The 12,479-nt window shown below is 33.8% G+C and carries 16 protein-coding genes; 13 read left to right on the top strand and 3 right to left on the bottom strand.

What is annotated here, in order from left to right:
* Window positions 1-37 precede the first annotated feature (37 nt).
* Window positions 38-178: a sporulation histidine kinase inhibitor Sda gene (sda, locus tag K332_RS0103865; RefSeq protein ID WP_026906260.1), complete on the bottom strand. Its 141-nt coding sequence runs from the start codon at window positions 176-178 to the stop codon at window positions 38-40.
* Window positions 179-685: 507 nt separating this feature from the next.
* Here sda and K332_RS0103860 point away from each other — a divergent pair.
* From K332_RS0103860 to K332_RS0103810, 11 genes are all read left to right on the top strand, one after another.
* Window positions 686-1,201: a YqeG family HAD IIIA-type phosphatase gene (locus K332_RS0103860; protein WP_026906259.1), complete on the top strand. Its 516-nt coding sequence runs from the start codon at window positions 686-688 to the stop codon at window positions 1,199-1,201.
* A gap of 2 nt (window positions 1,202-1,203) precedes the next feature.
* A complete protein-coding gene (yqeH, locus tag K332_RS0103855; protein ID WP_026906258.1) occupies window positions 1,204-2,304 on the top strand; it encodes a ribosome biogenesis GTPase YqeH in 1,101 nt (366 codons plus the stop codon).
* Window positions 2,305-2,314: 10 nt separating this feature from the next.
* Window positions 2,315-3,154: a shikimate dehydrogenase gene (aroE, locus tag K332_RS0103850; RefSeq protein WP_026906257.1), complete on the top strand. Its 840-nt coding sequence runs from the start codon at window positions 2,315-2,317 to the stop codon at window positions 3,152-3,154.
* 4 nt (window positions 3,155-3,158) lie between these two features.
* Window positions 3,159-3,449: a ribosome assembly RNA-binding protein YhbY gene (gene yhbY / locus K332_RS0103845; protein WP_026906256.1), complete on the top strand. Its 291-nt coding sequence runs from the start codon at window positions 3,159-3,161 to the stop codon at window positions 3,447-3,449.
* A gap of 17 nt (window positions 3,450-3,466) precedes the next feature.
* Window positions 3,467-4,030, top strand: coding sequence for a nicotinate-nucleotide adenylyltransferase (locus tag K332_RS0103840; protein WP_026906255.1), 564 nt, complete (start codon window positions 3,467-3,469; stop codon window positions 4,028-4,030).
* Entirely contained in the window at window positions 4,023-4,604 is a 582-nt protein-coding gene (gene yqeK / locus K332_RS0103835; protein WP_026906254.1) for a bis(5'-nucleosyl)-tetraphosphatase (symmetrical) YqeK, read from the top strand. The genes K332_RS0103840 and yqeK overlap by 8 nt, the downstream gene beginning before the upstream one ends.
* The gene (gene rsfS / locus K332_RS0103830; protein WP_026906253.1) at window positions 4,597-4,953 is read left to right on the top strand and encodes a ribosome silencing factor; all 357 of its coding nucleotides are present in this window, start codon (window positions 4,597-4,599) and stop codon (window positions 4,951-4,953) included. Before yqeK ends, rsfS begins: the two co-directional genes overlap by 8 nt.
* Window positions 4,954-4,956: 3 nt before the next feature.
* The gene (locus K332_RS0103825; protein ID WP_026906252.1) at window positions 4,957-5,706 is read left to right on the top strand and encodes a class I SAM-dependent DNA methyltransferase; all 750 of its coding nucleotides are present in this window, start codon (window positions 4,957-4,959) and stop codon (window positions 5,704-5,706) included.
* Window positions 5,707-5,800: 94 nt separating this feature from the next.
* Window positions 5,801-6,373 (top strand): ComEA family DNA-binding protein, encoded by a 573-nt coding sequence (locus tag K332_RS0103820; RefSeq protein ID WP_084287732.1) that lies wholly within the window; start codon window positions 5,801-5,803, stop codon window positions 6,371-6,373.
* Between the two features lie 62 nt (window positions 6,374-6,435).
* Window positions 6,436-6,999: a ComE operon protein 2 gene (locus tag K332_RS0103815; protein ID WP_026906250.1), complete on the top strand. Its 564-nt coding sequence runs from the start codon at window positions 6,436-6,438 to the stop codon at window positions 6,997-6,999.
* An 8-nt stretch (window positions 7,000-7,007) separates the two neighbouring features.
* A complete protein-coding gene (locus K332_RS0103810) occupies window positions 7,008-9,284 on the top strand; it encodes a DNA internalization-related competence protein ComEC/Rec2 (RefSeq protein WP_026906249.1) in 2,277 nt (758 codons plus the stop codon).
* Between the two features lie 122 nt (window positions 9,285-9,406).
* Here the strand turns inward: K332_RS0103810 and K332_RS23525 are convergent, their stop codons facing one another.
* Window positions 9,407-9,541 carry a YqzM family protein gene (locus tag K332_RS23525; protein WP_026906248.1) on the bottom strand — a complete coding sequence of 45 codons (135 nt, stop codon included), beginning with the start codon at window positions 9,539-9,541 and terminating at the stop codon, window positions 9,407-9,409.
* Between the two features lie 310 nt (window positions 9,542-9,851).
* Here K332_RS23525 and holA point away from each other — a divergent pair, with 310 nt between their 5' ends.
* Window positions 9,852-10,865: a DNA polymerase III subunit delta gene (gene holA / locus K332_RS0103800; protein ID WP_026906247.1), complete on the top strand. Its 1,014-nt coding sequence runs from the start codon at window positions 9,852-9,854 to the stop codon at window positions 10,863-10,865.
* 37 nt (window positions 10,866-10,902) lie between these two features.
* Here the strand turns inward: holA and rpsT are convergent, their stop codons facing one another.
* Complete coding sequence (rpsT, locus tag K332_RS0103795) at window positions 10,903-11,169, bottom strand: 30S ribosomal protein S20 (RefSeq protein WP_026906246.1); 267 nt, start codon at window positions 11,167-11,169, stop codon at window positions 10,903-10,905.
* Window positions 11,170-11,359: 190 nt separating this feature from the next.
* Between rpsT and gpr the strand changes: the two genes are divergently transcribed.
* Window positions 11,360-12,451, top strand: a complete 1,092-nt coding sequence (gene gpr, locus K332_RS0103790; protein WP_026906245.1) for a GPR endopeptidase — start codon at window positions 11,360-11,362, stop codon at window positions 12,449-12,451.
* Window positions 12,452-12,479: the final 28 nt, after the last annotated feature.

Raw genomic sequence — 12,479 nt, 5'->3', positions numbered from 1 at the left:
TCCTATTTATATGTTTTAAATTCCGTGACATTTTTCCCTAGCTAGAGTATTTAATCTTATGAGTTAAACCTCTTCGATATATTTCATCTTTTATAAGTGAAACAAAATCAGGGCTTAATTTTAATTCATTTGCTTTATGATATGATTCGATTAATAATTCATCTGACAAATGTTCCATAAATACAGCCCTCCTATATATATTCTTTCATTTTTACTAGATTTAGGATAGTTATAACGTATCACGAAATAAAAGTCAGAACAAGATGCGACTTATCTACAGTAGACTGTAGATAAGTTGTGTATAAAGTGGTAATTTTTGTTATAAATCCAGTTATATTACTGTTGATAATGTGAATAGACTTATCCACAATGCAATTATTGTAGGGAATTGTCGAACGATTATTTGCTTTTTTTCCTATGTTTTACATATTTCTACCTTCTACAACATATATATGGTATTTTAATAAGCGTAGGTTTTTTCATTTTGTTTATTGGGAGTCGAATCCGCAATCAGAATACAATGATTATATTTAGTATAATTTCTTTTTTTGTGAAAAGGACCATCTTAATATACTAAATATATGAAGTAATACTATAATATTAACCGAAAATACTATAATATAAACATGTGCTGATTGTGTATTGGATGACTAAACAGATTTATAAATGTTATGAGGTGTGATTATTGTTAAAGAGATTTTTACCTAATGAGCATGTTAAAAATATATTTGAGATTAAACCGAGTGTGTTAAAGGAGCAGGGGATCCAAGGAATTATTACAGATTTAGATAATACTTTGGTTCCATGGAATGTGAAACAAGCAACTCCTGAGATCATAGATTGGTTTAAACTAATGAAGGATAATGGCATTAAAGTAACTATCATTTCTAATAATAAGGAAGAAAGAGTAAAAATGTTTTCTGAACCTCTCGGAACACCGTTTGTTTTTAGTGCTAGAAAGCCTCTAAGACGTGCATTTAAAACGGCAGCAAAACAAATGGAACTGAAAAAAGAGGAGATTGTGGTAATCGGAGATCAATTATTGACAGATGTGCTTGGGGGTAATTCTGCAGGCTTTTACACTATCCTTGTAGTTCCCATTGTACAGACCGATGAAAAGATAACACAAGTTAACCGAAAAATTGAACGTAGAATTATGAATTATTTCCGTAAAAAGGGATTGATTAGCTGGGAGGAATAGAATTGGAAGATATTTATTGTATAGGCTGTGGTGTTCAAATACAAACTGAGGATCCAAAGGGACTCGGGTATACACCGAAGTCTTCATTAGAAAAAGAAGATATTTTATGCAAGCGATGTTTCCGTCTGAAGCATTACAATGAAATTCAAGATGTTTCCATTCATGATGATGATTTTTTGAAAATGGTTAGTACTATCAGGGAGCGGAACGGACTTGTAGTGCATATTATTGATATTTTTGATGTGAACGGAACAATGATAAAAAGTTTACCGAGAATCGTTGGGAATAACCCAATTATATTAGTAGGAAATAAAATGGATTTATTGCCAAAATCTACAAACCGAAGTAAACTAATACAATGGTTACGCGCTTCAGCTAAAGAAGCTGGTTTAAAGGTAAAGGATGTTTTTCTGATTTCATCCGTTAAGGGACATGGTATAGAAGAGTTAACAGAGGGAATTGAAAACTATCGAGAGAATCAAGATGTTTATGTCGTTGGTACTACAAATGTTGGAAAATCAACGTTTATTAATCGATTAATTAAGCAGTCTGTTGGTGAAAGTAATGTTATTACTACTTCTTATTTCCCAGGAACAACATTAGGATTTATTGAAATTCCACTAGATGAACATTCTGCACTAATCGATACACCTGGAATTGTTAATCATGAACAAATTGCACATTATATATCTGATAAAGATTTAAAGATTGTTACGCCAAGAAAAGAAGTGAAATCAAGAGTGTATCAATTAAATGCAGGTCAAACTTTATTCTTCGGTGGCTTAGCACGTTTAGATTTTATTAAGGGTGATAGACAGTCGTTTGTTTGTTACTTTTCAAATGAGCTTTCAATCCATCGAACAAAATTAGATAAAGCTGACGAACTCTATAAAAATCATGTAGGTGAATTATTATCACCACCTGATGAAGAGTCCTTAAAATTGTTACCAGAGTTTACAAGTAATGCATTTCGTTTAACCGATGAAAAAACGGATATCGTATTTCCTGGTTTAGGTTGGATAACAGTGAGTGGAAGTAATACGACAGTTGTGGCACATAGTCCAAAAGAAGTTGCAGTATCAATAAGGAAATCATTAATTTAGGATGAGCATAATGGAACATAATCTAGGCTTAATTGGTTTTCCAATTAAGCATTCCTTATCCCCATGGATACATAGACAGTTTCTTGAAAAAGCAAAGATAAAAGGGACTTACTCTATTTTTGAAATTAATGATAAGTTGTTAAAGAATCAAATCGAAATGATGAAGCAAAACAGATTTAAAGGTTTTAATGTAACCTTGCCTTATAAAACTAAAATTATACCCTATCTGGATGATTTAGATCACAACGCAAGGAATATTGGTGCAGTTAATACAGTATTAAATCTTGATGGTAGATTAATCGGATATAATACTGATGGAATAGGCTATTTGCGATCACTTCAACAATATTATCCAGAGTTGGTGACAGATAAACAAAAGAATATACTACTAATAGGAGCCGGAGGAGCTGCTAGAGGTATATACTATGCTTTAAATCAATCGGGGTTTAATACAATTGATATCGCTAATCGTACGATTGAAAATGCGAATTCAATAGCAGAATTGAAAACAAATGATACGGTAACAAATATTCTTACCCTTAATCAAGCGGAGGATAATTTGGTCCACTATGATGTAATTATCCAAACTACAAATGTAGGAATGAAATCTAACCAACATGACTCACCGATAAAGTTAAAACATGTTCGTGAGTCAGCGATTGTTAGTGATATTATCTATCAGCCGATTTGGACGAGTTTTTTAAAAAATGCTTCCTTGGTCGGTGGTAGAGTCCATCATGGTCATACTATGTTATTGAATCAGGCACAATATGCTTTCGAAATATGGTTTGGACAAAGACCGGAATTAGGGAGTATGGACATACAATTAAAACTATTGTTAGAAGGGTGATACAATGCTTACAGGTAAACAGAAGCGTTTCTTACGTTCAAAAGCACATCATTTAAAACCAATATTTCAAGTTGGTAAAATTGGTGTAAATGAAAATATGATTATACAGGTAAATGAGGCTTTAGAAAAAAGGGAATTGATAAAAGTTAGTATCCTGCAAAATTGCATGGATGATAAAGAAACGGTTGCAGAAGAATTACAAGCGGGTACTAATTCTGAGATTGTTCAAATTATCGGAAACAACATTGTTTTATACAAAGAATCAGAAGAAAACAAACAGATTGAGCTACCGTAAAATAAGGAGTTCAAAACATGAAGCGAATTGGAATTTTAGGTGGGACATTTGATCCACCGCATATTGGACATCTAATAATCGCCCAAGAAGTTTTGGATTCATTAGAGTTGGACCAAGTATGGTTTATTCCGACTTACGAACCTCCTCATAAACATGAAGCAAGGCTTCAAGTGGAAAATAGAATAGAAATGCTACGACTTGCTCTGGCTGATAATAGCACCTTTCAATTGAATACAATTGAAGTAAAAAGAGCAGGGAAATCTTACACGTATGATACAATGATTACACTGAAAGAGCAGTATCCTAATACAGATTTTTATTTTATTATTGGTGCAGATATGGTGGAATACTTACCAAAGTGGCATAAAATTGATAATTTAATCAATTTAGTGACTTTTGTTGGAGTAAAGCGAACAGGTTATACACTTAAGACAACCTATCCTATAAAGGAGGTCGATATTCCGATGGTTGATATATCTTCAACAACTATTCGGGATCGACTTCAAAAAAAGAAAAGCATTCAATACCTTGTTCCCGATTCTGTACATACTTATATTAAGGAGCATGGTTTCTATGAATAAACATGATGCACTATCAATTGTAGAAACACATTTAACAAAGCCGCGATTTGAACATACGGTAAGGGTGGCTGAAACGGCGGTAAGACTTGCGCAGATTTACAATGTATCCAGTGAAAAGGCTGAACTTGCATCTATTTTTCATGATTATTGTAAATACCGTTCGTTGGATGAGATGAAAAGAATTATTCAAACTACTTATTTACCGAAAGACTTGCTGTTATATCATCACGAACTATGGCACGGGCCAGTAGCATCTATTATGATTGAACAAGAATACGGGATTAAAGATGACGCTATTCAATCAGCTGTTTATTGCCATACAACCGGAAGAGCAAATATGAGTGATTTAGAACTTATCATTTTTGTAGCGGATTATATTGAGCCTGGACGAAGTTTTCCAGGATTAGATGAAGTTCGAGATATGGCAACACAGGACTTGGTTAAGGCGGCATGGATGGTTTCCCGAAATACAATTAATTATTTGACTGAAAAGAAAAATCGTATATATCCAGATACATTTCATGCATATAATGATTTGACTAGACTTTTAAATGGAGGTAATAAATTTGAATAATAATCCTTTGGAAATTTTAAAGCTTGCAGCAGAAGCATGTGATGATAAACGAGCAGAAGAAATACTGGCGCTAGATTTAGCTGAAGTGTCATTAGTCGCTGATTATTTTCTTATTTGTCATGGTTCAAATGAACGTCAAGTTCAATCCATCGCAAGGGCTGTAAAAGAAAAAATGGAAGAAAATAATATTTCAGTTAAGCGTCTAGAAGGATTTGAGCAAGCAAGATGGGTACTAGTAGACTTAGGTGACGTTGTATGCCATGTTTTCCATAAGGATGAAAGAAGCTATTATAATTTGGAACGTTTATGGGGAGATGCTGCCCCAGTACCATTAGAGGTAGGCTGGTAAAGCATGTCCTATCATTTAATGGCAAGATTATATGATCAATTTATGGAAGATGCTCCATATGATAAATGGGTTGAATTTACGGAGTTTCTAATTAAGAAATATAACGTAACGAAGCCTAAAATGGTTGATTTAGGTTGTGGAACAGGTGAAATCACTGTTCAGTTAGCTAAAAAATATGAAGTTATCGGAGTAGATTATTCTTCCGATATGCTAACCATCGCGGAGCAAAAGGCAACTGAAAATAATGTAATGATAAACTGGATTAATCAGGATTTACGTGAATTAGAAGGCCTTACTCAAATTAATTTAGCTGTGAGTTACTGTGATGTAATGAATTATATTACGTCTGAAACGGAAGTTCAAAAGGTCTTTTCCAATGTAGCGAATCTGTTAGAAGAAGATGGAATTTTTGTTTTTGATGTTCATTCGATGAAGCATATTGAAGAAGACTTGATAGAAAATACATTTGCTGATGTAACTGATGATAATGCATATATTTGGTTTTGTTATCCAGGTGATAATAAAGGTGAAATGTTTCATGAATTAACTTTTTTTGCGTCAAGTGGGGACAACTATTCCCGATTTGATGAAACACATCATCAACGAACATTTCCTTTATCCGTTTACCAAGAATTATTAAAAGAATGTAATTTGCAAATATTAGATATTTATGCTGATTTTTCTATAGAAAATGATTTTTCTGAAGAAAATGCAGACAGAATTTTTATTATTGCTCAAAAAAGGACGAGATAATTTGATTATCTCGTCCTTTTTTCATTTTGCCAGAAAAATAATCATTATGTATGATGGTGGAAGAACGTATGGGATGTGAATAATTTTGTTAGAAATGATTCGTAGAAATATATTTGTCATTTTAATTGGAATCGGAGTATTGATTGCTTTCTTTTTCGTAATGAAAAAGGAAGAGGAACCAGCACAGGCAGTATTTCAAGGTTCACCTGAAACATTTGCTGAGGGAGAGAGTGAAAAAGAAGATGTTCAGGGGCGATTATTAGTTGATATAAAAGGAGAGGTGAGATTGCCAGGAGTCTATGAAATGGATGCAGGTGCTCGTGTTAAAGATGTTGTCAAGGAAGCTGGAGGATTCACTGAGGAAGCTGATCATCATTTAATAAATCTTGCACAGAAAGTGTTTGATGAAATGATTCTCATTGTCCCTAAAATCGGGGATGAAAGTAGTGCTAATGAAGTAGTTGCAGAAAGTTCAAAGATTAGGATCAATTATGCAACAGCGGAAGAAATACAACAACTACCTGGAATCGGACCATCTAAGGCAAATGCTATTTTAGAATATAGAGAGGAGCATGGGTTTTTTCAAAAACCAGAAGATTTATTAAATGTTTCTGGGATTGGCAAGAAAACATTAGAGACATTATTAGAAGAGATACAAATTCCGTAAGCGATTGACGATATGAAGAATAGCAAGGTAAACTAGAGTTAATAGAGAGGGGAGTTACATAAATGGAAAGAATCTCATGGAACCAATATTTTATGGCGCAAAGCCAGTTGCTAGCTTTACGTAGTACGTGTACTAGACTCATGGTTGGAGCGACAATTGTTCGCGATAAACGGATTATTGCTGGTGGGTATAACGGTAGTGTTTCTGGAAGTGTTCACTGTATCGATGATGATTGTTATGTAATTGATGGACACTGTGTAAGAACGGTACATGCTGAAGCAAATGCTCTCTTGCAATGTGCAAAGTTTGGGGTACCGACGGAGAATGCAGAAGTTTACGTTACACATTTCCCTTGTTTACAATGTACGAAACAGCTAATACAAAGTGGCATCAAATCTGTTTATTATGCAGAGGATTATAAAAATCATCCATACGCCATTCAACTTTTCAAAGAAGCGGGTGTGAAAACTGAAAAAGTTGAGTTAGATTACTTAGCACTGGATCTTTCTTTTAAAGAAAAAACATTACTTGTACAAGAACTTCTTGAAAAAGTAGATTCAATGGAATCAGACGAGATTATGGCGTTAAAAGAAAAAGCGCAAGAGCTCTTTCCATTAACGAGGTAAGGTACTTTATGAAAGGTTATTGGCATTTCCCCGCATTTGCAGGGCTATGTGGTGCTATTACAGTCATTTTTGATTCATTTATATTTTTTATTGTACTTCTATTCTGGTTAGTTATTTTATATAAAACAAAGCGGTTAGGGAAAATACCAATTATATTTTCCTTAGCCACCTTTCTTTTATTCTTCTTATATATTCCTCAAATTAAGCCACATACTTCCGTTAATTCTCAAGAGAAAATGATTTTAACAGGAGAAATTGTAAGTCATGTGCAACCATCTGAAACATTTCTTCAGTTTGATTTTCAAGAAAGTAAGACTAAAAGTATTTTAAAAGTGCTCTATTATAGTCCAGACTCTAATCATCAGAATTACTCATCCATTCAACTAGGTGCTAGCTGTCAAATAGAAGGAGAAGTTGGTGATCCAGAAGAAAGCACAAATCCGGGACAATTTAATTATAGGAAGTATTTGGCAGCGAGTGGAATTGATTACGAAATGGAAATCGATTCAATAGATGACATTGCATGTCATGGGAAAACAACCCAAGGATTACTATATACGCTAAGAGAAAATATCATTCATTACATTTCTACTACCTATTCTGAAGAAACTAGTGCATGGATTAATGCGTTAATACTAGGGGATGACAGCCAGATAAATGAGAATACAATTGAACTGTTTCAAAGGTGGGGATTATCGCATTTATTGGCTATTTCTGGCTCAAATATAGGATTAGTAGTTATTCTATTTTATTTTATAACGGTCAAGCTTAATTTGTTTACGAAGGAAAAAGCACAATACCTATTGATGGTGTTTTTGCCTATTTATGCAATTCTTGCCGGTGGGGAACCGTCTGTTCTGAGGGCGAGTTTAATGGTGTTACTACTATTGTTAATGCAAAAAATTAAGCTAAATCTCTCAGTAACCGATGTAATTAGTGTTGCCTTTTTAATCCTAATTGTCTTAGATAAATATATTATTTATCAAGTTGGTTTCCAATTATCATTTATCGTAACATTTGGTATTATTATATCTGGAAAATGGTTACTGGAAGAAAGCTCACTATTTTTTCAAATGCTTAAAATAAGTTTTATTTCTCAGCTCATTATCATTCCTCTGCAAATTATTTACTTCTTTAATTTTAATCCGTTATCGATTATCATAAATGTCTTTGTTGTGCCATATTTTTCTTTTTTTGTGATGCCATTCATGTTTATATTGCTTGTATTATCTCCAATTGCCATTGTTCGTGATTTATTGGATACGTTATATGCAACCCTACATGACATTCTTTTATTAACTCCATTAGAATATATTGATCAATTTGCCTATTTCCCTTGGGTAACTGGTGTATTTCCACCACTTTTAATCGTTATCTACTACGTGTTATTAATTGCAATGATGATGCGTATTCAAAAGAATAAACATTGGAAGGCATTTATCCATGGTTTGATGTTAGTGGTTGTATTGTTTTTGCTTGTTATTCGTCCTTTTTTATCTCCGTTTGGGACCGTAACTATGCTTGATATTGGACAAGGGGATGCTATTGTAATTGAGTTTCCTTATCGAATGGGTGTTGTTATCGTAGATGCGGGAGCTAACTTTACCTTCGAGAATCTGGAACCAACTGATTCGAATTATAAGCGAATACTGAGACCATTTCTGCAATATCAAGGAATCAATAAAATAGACGCAGTTTTCGTAAGTCATGAGGATGTCGATCATGCTGGGAGTGTTAACTATATCTTGAAAGACTATGAGGTTAAGCAGATTATCGTAAGTAAGTATTATAATTTTGAAGGTAAATTGTTGGGGGATTTGGAGAATAAAGGTACTGGAATCCTACAAGTGGAGGCGGGACAAAGCATAGAAATTAATGGAACTATGTTTAACATTCTCTCTCCGTGGGTAGATAAAAAGAGTAGTAATGAGAATTCGCTGGTGTTATTAACAGAGCTTGGAAATATGTCTTGGTTATTCACTGGAGATATTCATCAAGACAATGAAAAAGAAATTCTTCAACGCTACCCCAATTTAACTGTCGATGTCTTAAAAGTCGCTCATCATGGTAGTAATACTTCAACAGATCCTGTATTTATTAACCAAACGAATCCCTCTTTTGCACTAATCTCAGTAGGACGTGAAAATCGATATGGACACCCATCACTAGAGGTTATCGAATTACTAAAAGAAGAAAAAACAACGATAATGAGGACCGATCAGAATGGTGCAATTATTTATCGATATACTGAAAAGGGCGGAACCTTTTATCCTTATAAACCATAGGCTAAAATAGAAATATGAATCAAAAACAAAAGAGACAGGAGTATGCCCAGTCTCTTTTGTTTGCAGATAGGAAAGTATACTATATATTCCTGCCAGCATAAGAAAAACTAAATTATGTACCTTTAAGAGCCAACTACACTAATGGTTACGCCAATAGCGAAAATTACTAAAAAGAAAATCAGTGAAAATGCGAACCCCTTAATGGAATCAACAACATCACTATTTTTGGATTGTGGATCCTTTTCAAATTCATTCATAGCTAACCCTCCTATATCACCCTTTAGTATAAATTAATTACATAAAAAAATCCACCAATGATACAAAAAGTTCATATTTAAATGTATTAACCAAAATTAGAAAGACTTTACAACTATACTTTTTAGCAGAAGGGTCATGCTATAAATGAAAGAAAACATCGTTTAACATATAGTTTCTAGGGCCTTATGTTAGACGTTCATATAGATAGGGGAGGGGAATTTGATATTCCGAAATTTCCCTCTCAGGTTTTTCTTGCTATTCACAAATAGACCGATTACCATAAATATATAACAAGTTGGAGTGAATAGCATGACATATACGGAAGCAGTAAAGCAAATTAAAAAACAAAATATACCAGAGGTCATTTTATTATATGGAACAGAAAATTATTTTATCCAAAAAATAAAGGACTTATTGGTTAAACACGTGTTATCAGAGGAAGAAAACCTTTCTACATATGATTTAACAGAAACATCTATTCAAGAAGTAGTTTCAGACGTGGAAACATATCCTTTTTTTGGTGAGCGCAAACTAATAATTGGAACAAATGCCACCTTTCTAAAAGCCAAGCCTGACAAACTCACATTTGAACATAAATTAGAAGTTTTAGAACAATATCTGGAAATGCCAGTGGACTATTCAGTTCTAGTACTAATCGCACCATTTGAGAAAATAGATGAACGAAAAAAAATCAGTAAAACACTGAAGAAAAAAGGGCTCGTTGCGGAATGTAATCCAGTTAAGGAATATGAACTTAAAAATTGGATTATGAATTTAGCCAAACAGTTAAATATCGAGATAGCCGAGGATGCGTATGAAGTTTTTGAAAATGAACTTTCTACTGATTTGAATATTATGGAGAGAGAACTTGAAAAAATTGCTTTATATGTTGGTGATGGGGGTACTGTTACTAAACAAATCGCAGATGAAATGGTATCTCATACAATAAGTAGTTCAGGAATCAGACTAGTGGATGCTGTAATCGAGAGGAATTTGGCCAAGGCTATTGCTATTTACAAAGATTTAGAAAAAATGAAAGAGGAACCGATAGCCTTAATCGGTTTATTGGCATTTCAATTCAGAACTATACTTCGGGTAAAATTATTAAAGCAAAAGGGGTATAGTTCCGGTCAAATGCAAAAACAACTAGGTGCCCATCCATACGTCATAAAAATAGCCTTAAATCGTGAAGCGAAATTTTCGGTGCAGCAGCTTAAAACGTTTATAGACCACTTAGCAGAAACAGACGCTATTATGAAACAAGGAAGAATGGATAAGGAACTAGCGTTTGAAATGTTATTATATAATCTCATAAACAAATAAAAAAACGATCCAAATAGGATCGTTTTTTTTTCATGTATTAAGCACCAAGTCCGTTAACTTTTTTAGTTAGACGAGCTTTTTGACGGTCTCCTGCATTTTTATGGATAAGACCTTTTTGTACTGCTTTGTCAATCTTTTTAATTGTAGCAGTTAAAGCAGTTTTTGCATTATCAACATCATTTGCTTCAATAAGTTTTTCAACTAATTTAATTTGAGTACGCATTTCTGATTTGTCAGATTGATTTTGAACACGCTTTTTATTGTTTACATCAACACGTTTAATCGCGGATTTAATGTTAGCCATGATTTCACCTCCTAAAAAAACAAGAACGTTCATTACATTGAACAAGAGTCATTTTACCAAAGTTGGAGCTTGTTTTCAATAACTATTATTTATTGTTCCATAATTTGTATGATTTTAATAAAAATGTGAAGGCTAATGCTATAGCTTTTTGCTTTCTATTTTACTTGAAAGGATGCGATTGAATTTGGATATGGATATAAATAAATTGCAAGTACGTACGGACCTGGCAATTGAAGCAAAGGATATGTATGTAGAAAAGGAAACATCTGACGAAGAACAGATAAAAGGCGTTACATTAAAAGAACGGGAAGAAAACGGTATAAAAGTATCATATGTTGATATTGATGAAGAAGGTGCAAAATTACTAGGAAAGAAACCCGGCTCTTATGTAACTATTTATGCAGATGGAGTAAAAAGGCAAGATACAAAGCGTCAGGAAAATGCAGCGAAAATACTTGCTAGGGAATTAGAGAGCTTATTAGAAAAAAATAATATCCGTAAAGATGGAACAGGCTTAATTGTTGGACTTGGTAATTGGAACGTTACACCTGATGCATTAGGACCGATGACTGTGGAGAAAGTATTAGTAACGAGCCATTTGTTTAATCTTGAACATGAATCTGTGTCTGAAGGATACCGTCCAGTTGGTGCTGTAACCCCTGGTGTAATGGGTGTTACTGGTATTGAGACAAGTAATATTATCTTTGGTATAGTTGAGAAATTTAAACCGGACTTTGTTATTGCAATTGATGCATTAGCTTCACGATCAATAGAAAGGGTTAATGAAACCATTCAACTTTCTGATTCGGGAATCCATCCCGGCTCTGGTGTTGGTAATAAGAGAAAAGAAATAAGTAAAGAAACACTTGGAGTACCGGTTATTGCAATAGGTGTTCCGACAGTTGTGGATGCCGTTACGATTACAAGTGATACGATTGACTTTATATTAAAGCATTTTGGACGAGAATGGCGAGAAAAAGACCGTCCATCTAAGGCACTAGCTCCTGCTAATATGTCTTTTGGAGGTAAAAAATTTACGGAAGAGGATTTACCTGACCCTGAAAAAAGGCAAACATTTATGGGGATTGTTGGAACTCTATCAGATGAAGAAAAAAGAAAGCTTATTGCCGAGGTTCTAACTCCAAACGGTTACAATATGATGGTGACTCCTAAAGAAGTGGATGGGTTTATGATTGATATGTCACATGTAATCGCTAATGGAATAAACGCAGCTCTTCACGAAGCAGTAGACGTTGAAAACTTTGCTAATTATTCAAGATAACTAACAGAACAAATCTATTAAATTTTAT

It is taken from the genome of Paucisalibacillus globulus DSM 18846 (assembly GCF_000482485.1).
In the GTDB taxonomy this organism is placed as follows: domain Bacteria; phylum Bacillota; class Bacilli; order Bacillales; family Amphibacillaceae; genus Ornithinibacillus; species Ornithinibacillus globulus.
Note: the sequence above shows the minus strand (reverse complement) of the source record. Positions and strands in the feature narration are given on the sequence as shown.

Bases quoted from the DNA above. Each gene is read 5' to 3' on its own strand.
- gpr (WP_026906245.1), top strand. From the start codon at position 11,360: ATGGATATAAATAAATTGCAAGTACGTACGGACCTGGCAATTGAAGCA.
- holA (WP_026906247.1), top strand. From the start codon at position 9,852: ATGACATATACGGAAGCAGTAAAGCAAATTAAAAAACAAAATATACCA.
- K332_RS23525 (WP_026906248.1), bottom strand. From the start codon at position 9,541: ATGAATGAATTTGAAAAGGATCCACAATCCAAAAATAGTGATGTTGTT.
- K332_RS0103810 (WP_026906249.1), top strand. From the start codon at position 7,008: ATGAAAGGTTATTGGCATTTCCCCGCATTTGCAGGGCTATGTGGTGCT.
- yqeK (WP_026906254.1), top strand. From the start codon at position 4,023: ATGAATAAACATGATGCACTATCAATTGTAGAAACACATTTAACAAAG.
- K332_RS0103840 (WP_026906255.1), top strand. From the start codon at position 3,467: ATGAAGCGAATTGGAATTTTAGGTGGGACATTTGATCCACCGCATATT.
- aroE (WP_026906257.1), top strand. From the start codon at position 2,315: ATGGAACATAATCTAGGCTTAATTGGTTTTCCAATTAAGCATTCCTTA.
- rpsT (WP_026906246.1), bottom strand. From the start codon at position 11,169: ATGGCTAACATTAAATCCGCGATTAAACGTGTTGATGTAAACAATAAA.
- yhbY (WP_026906256.1), top strand. From the start codon at position 3,159: ATGCTTACAGGTAAACAGAAGCGTTTCTTACGTTCAAAAGCACATCAT.
- K332_RS0103825 (WP_026906252.1), top strand. From the start codon at position 4,957: ATGTCCTATCATTTAATGGCAAGATTATATGATCAATTTATGGAAGAT.
- K332_RS0103820 (WP_084287732.1), top strand. From the start codon at position 5,801: ATGATTCGTAGAAATATATTTGTCATTTTAATTGGAATCGGAGTATTG.
- K332_RS0103815 (WP_026906250.1), top strand. From the start codon at position 6,436: ATGGAAAGAATCTCATGGAACCAATATTTTATGGCGCAAAGCCAGTTG.
- sda (WP_026906260.1), bottom strand. From the start codon at position 178: ATGGAACATTTGTCAGATGAATTATTAATCGAATCATATCATAAAGCA.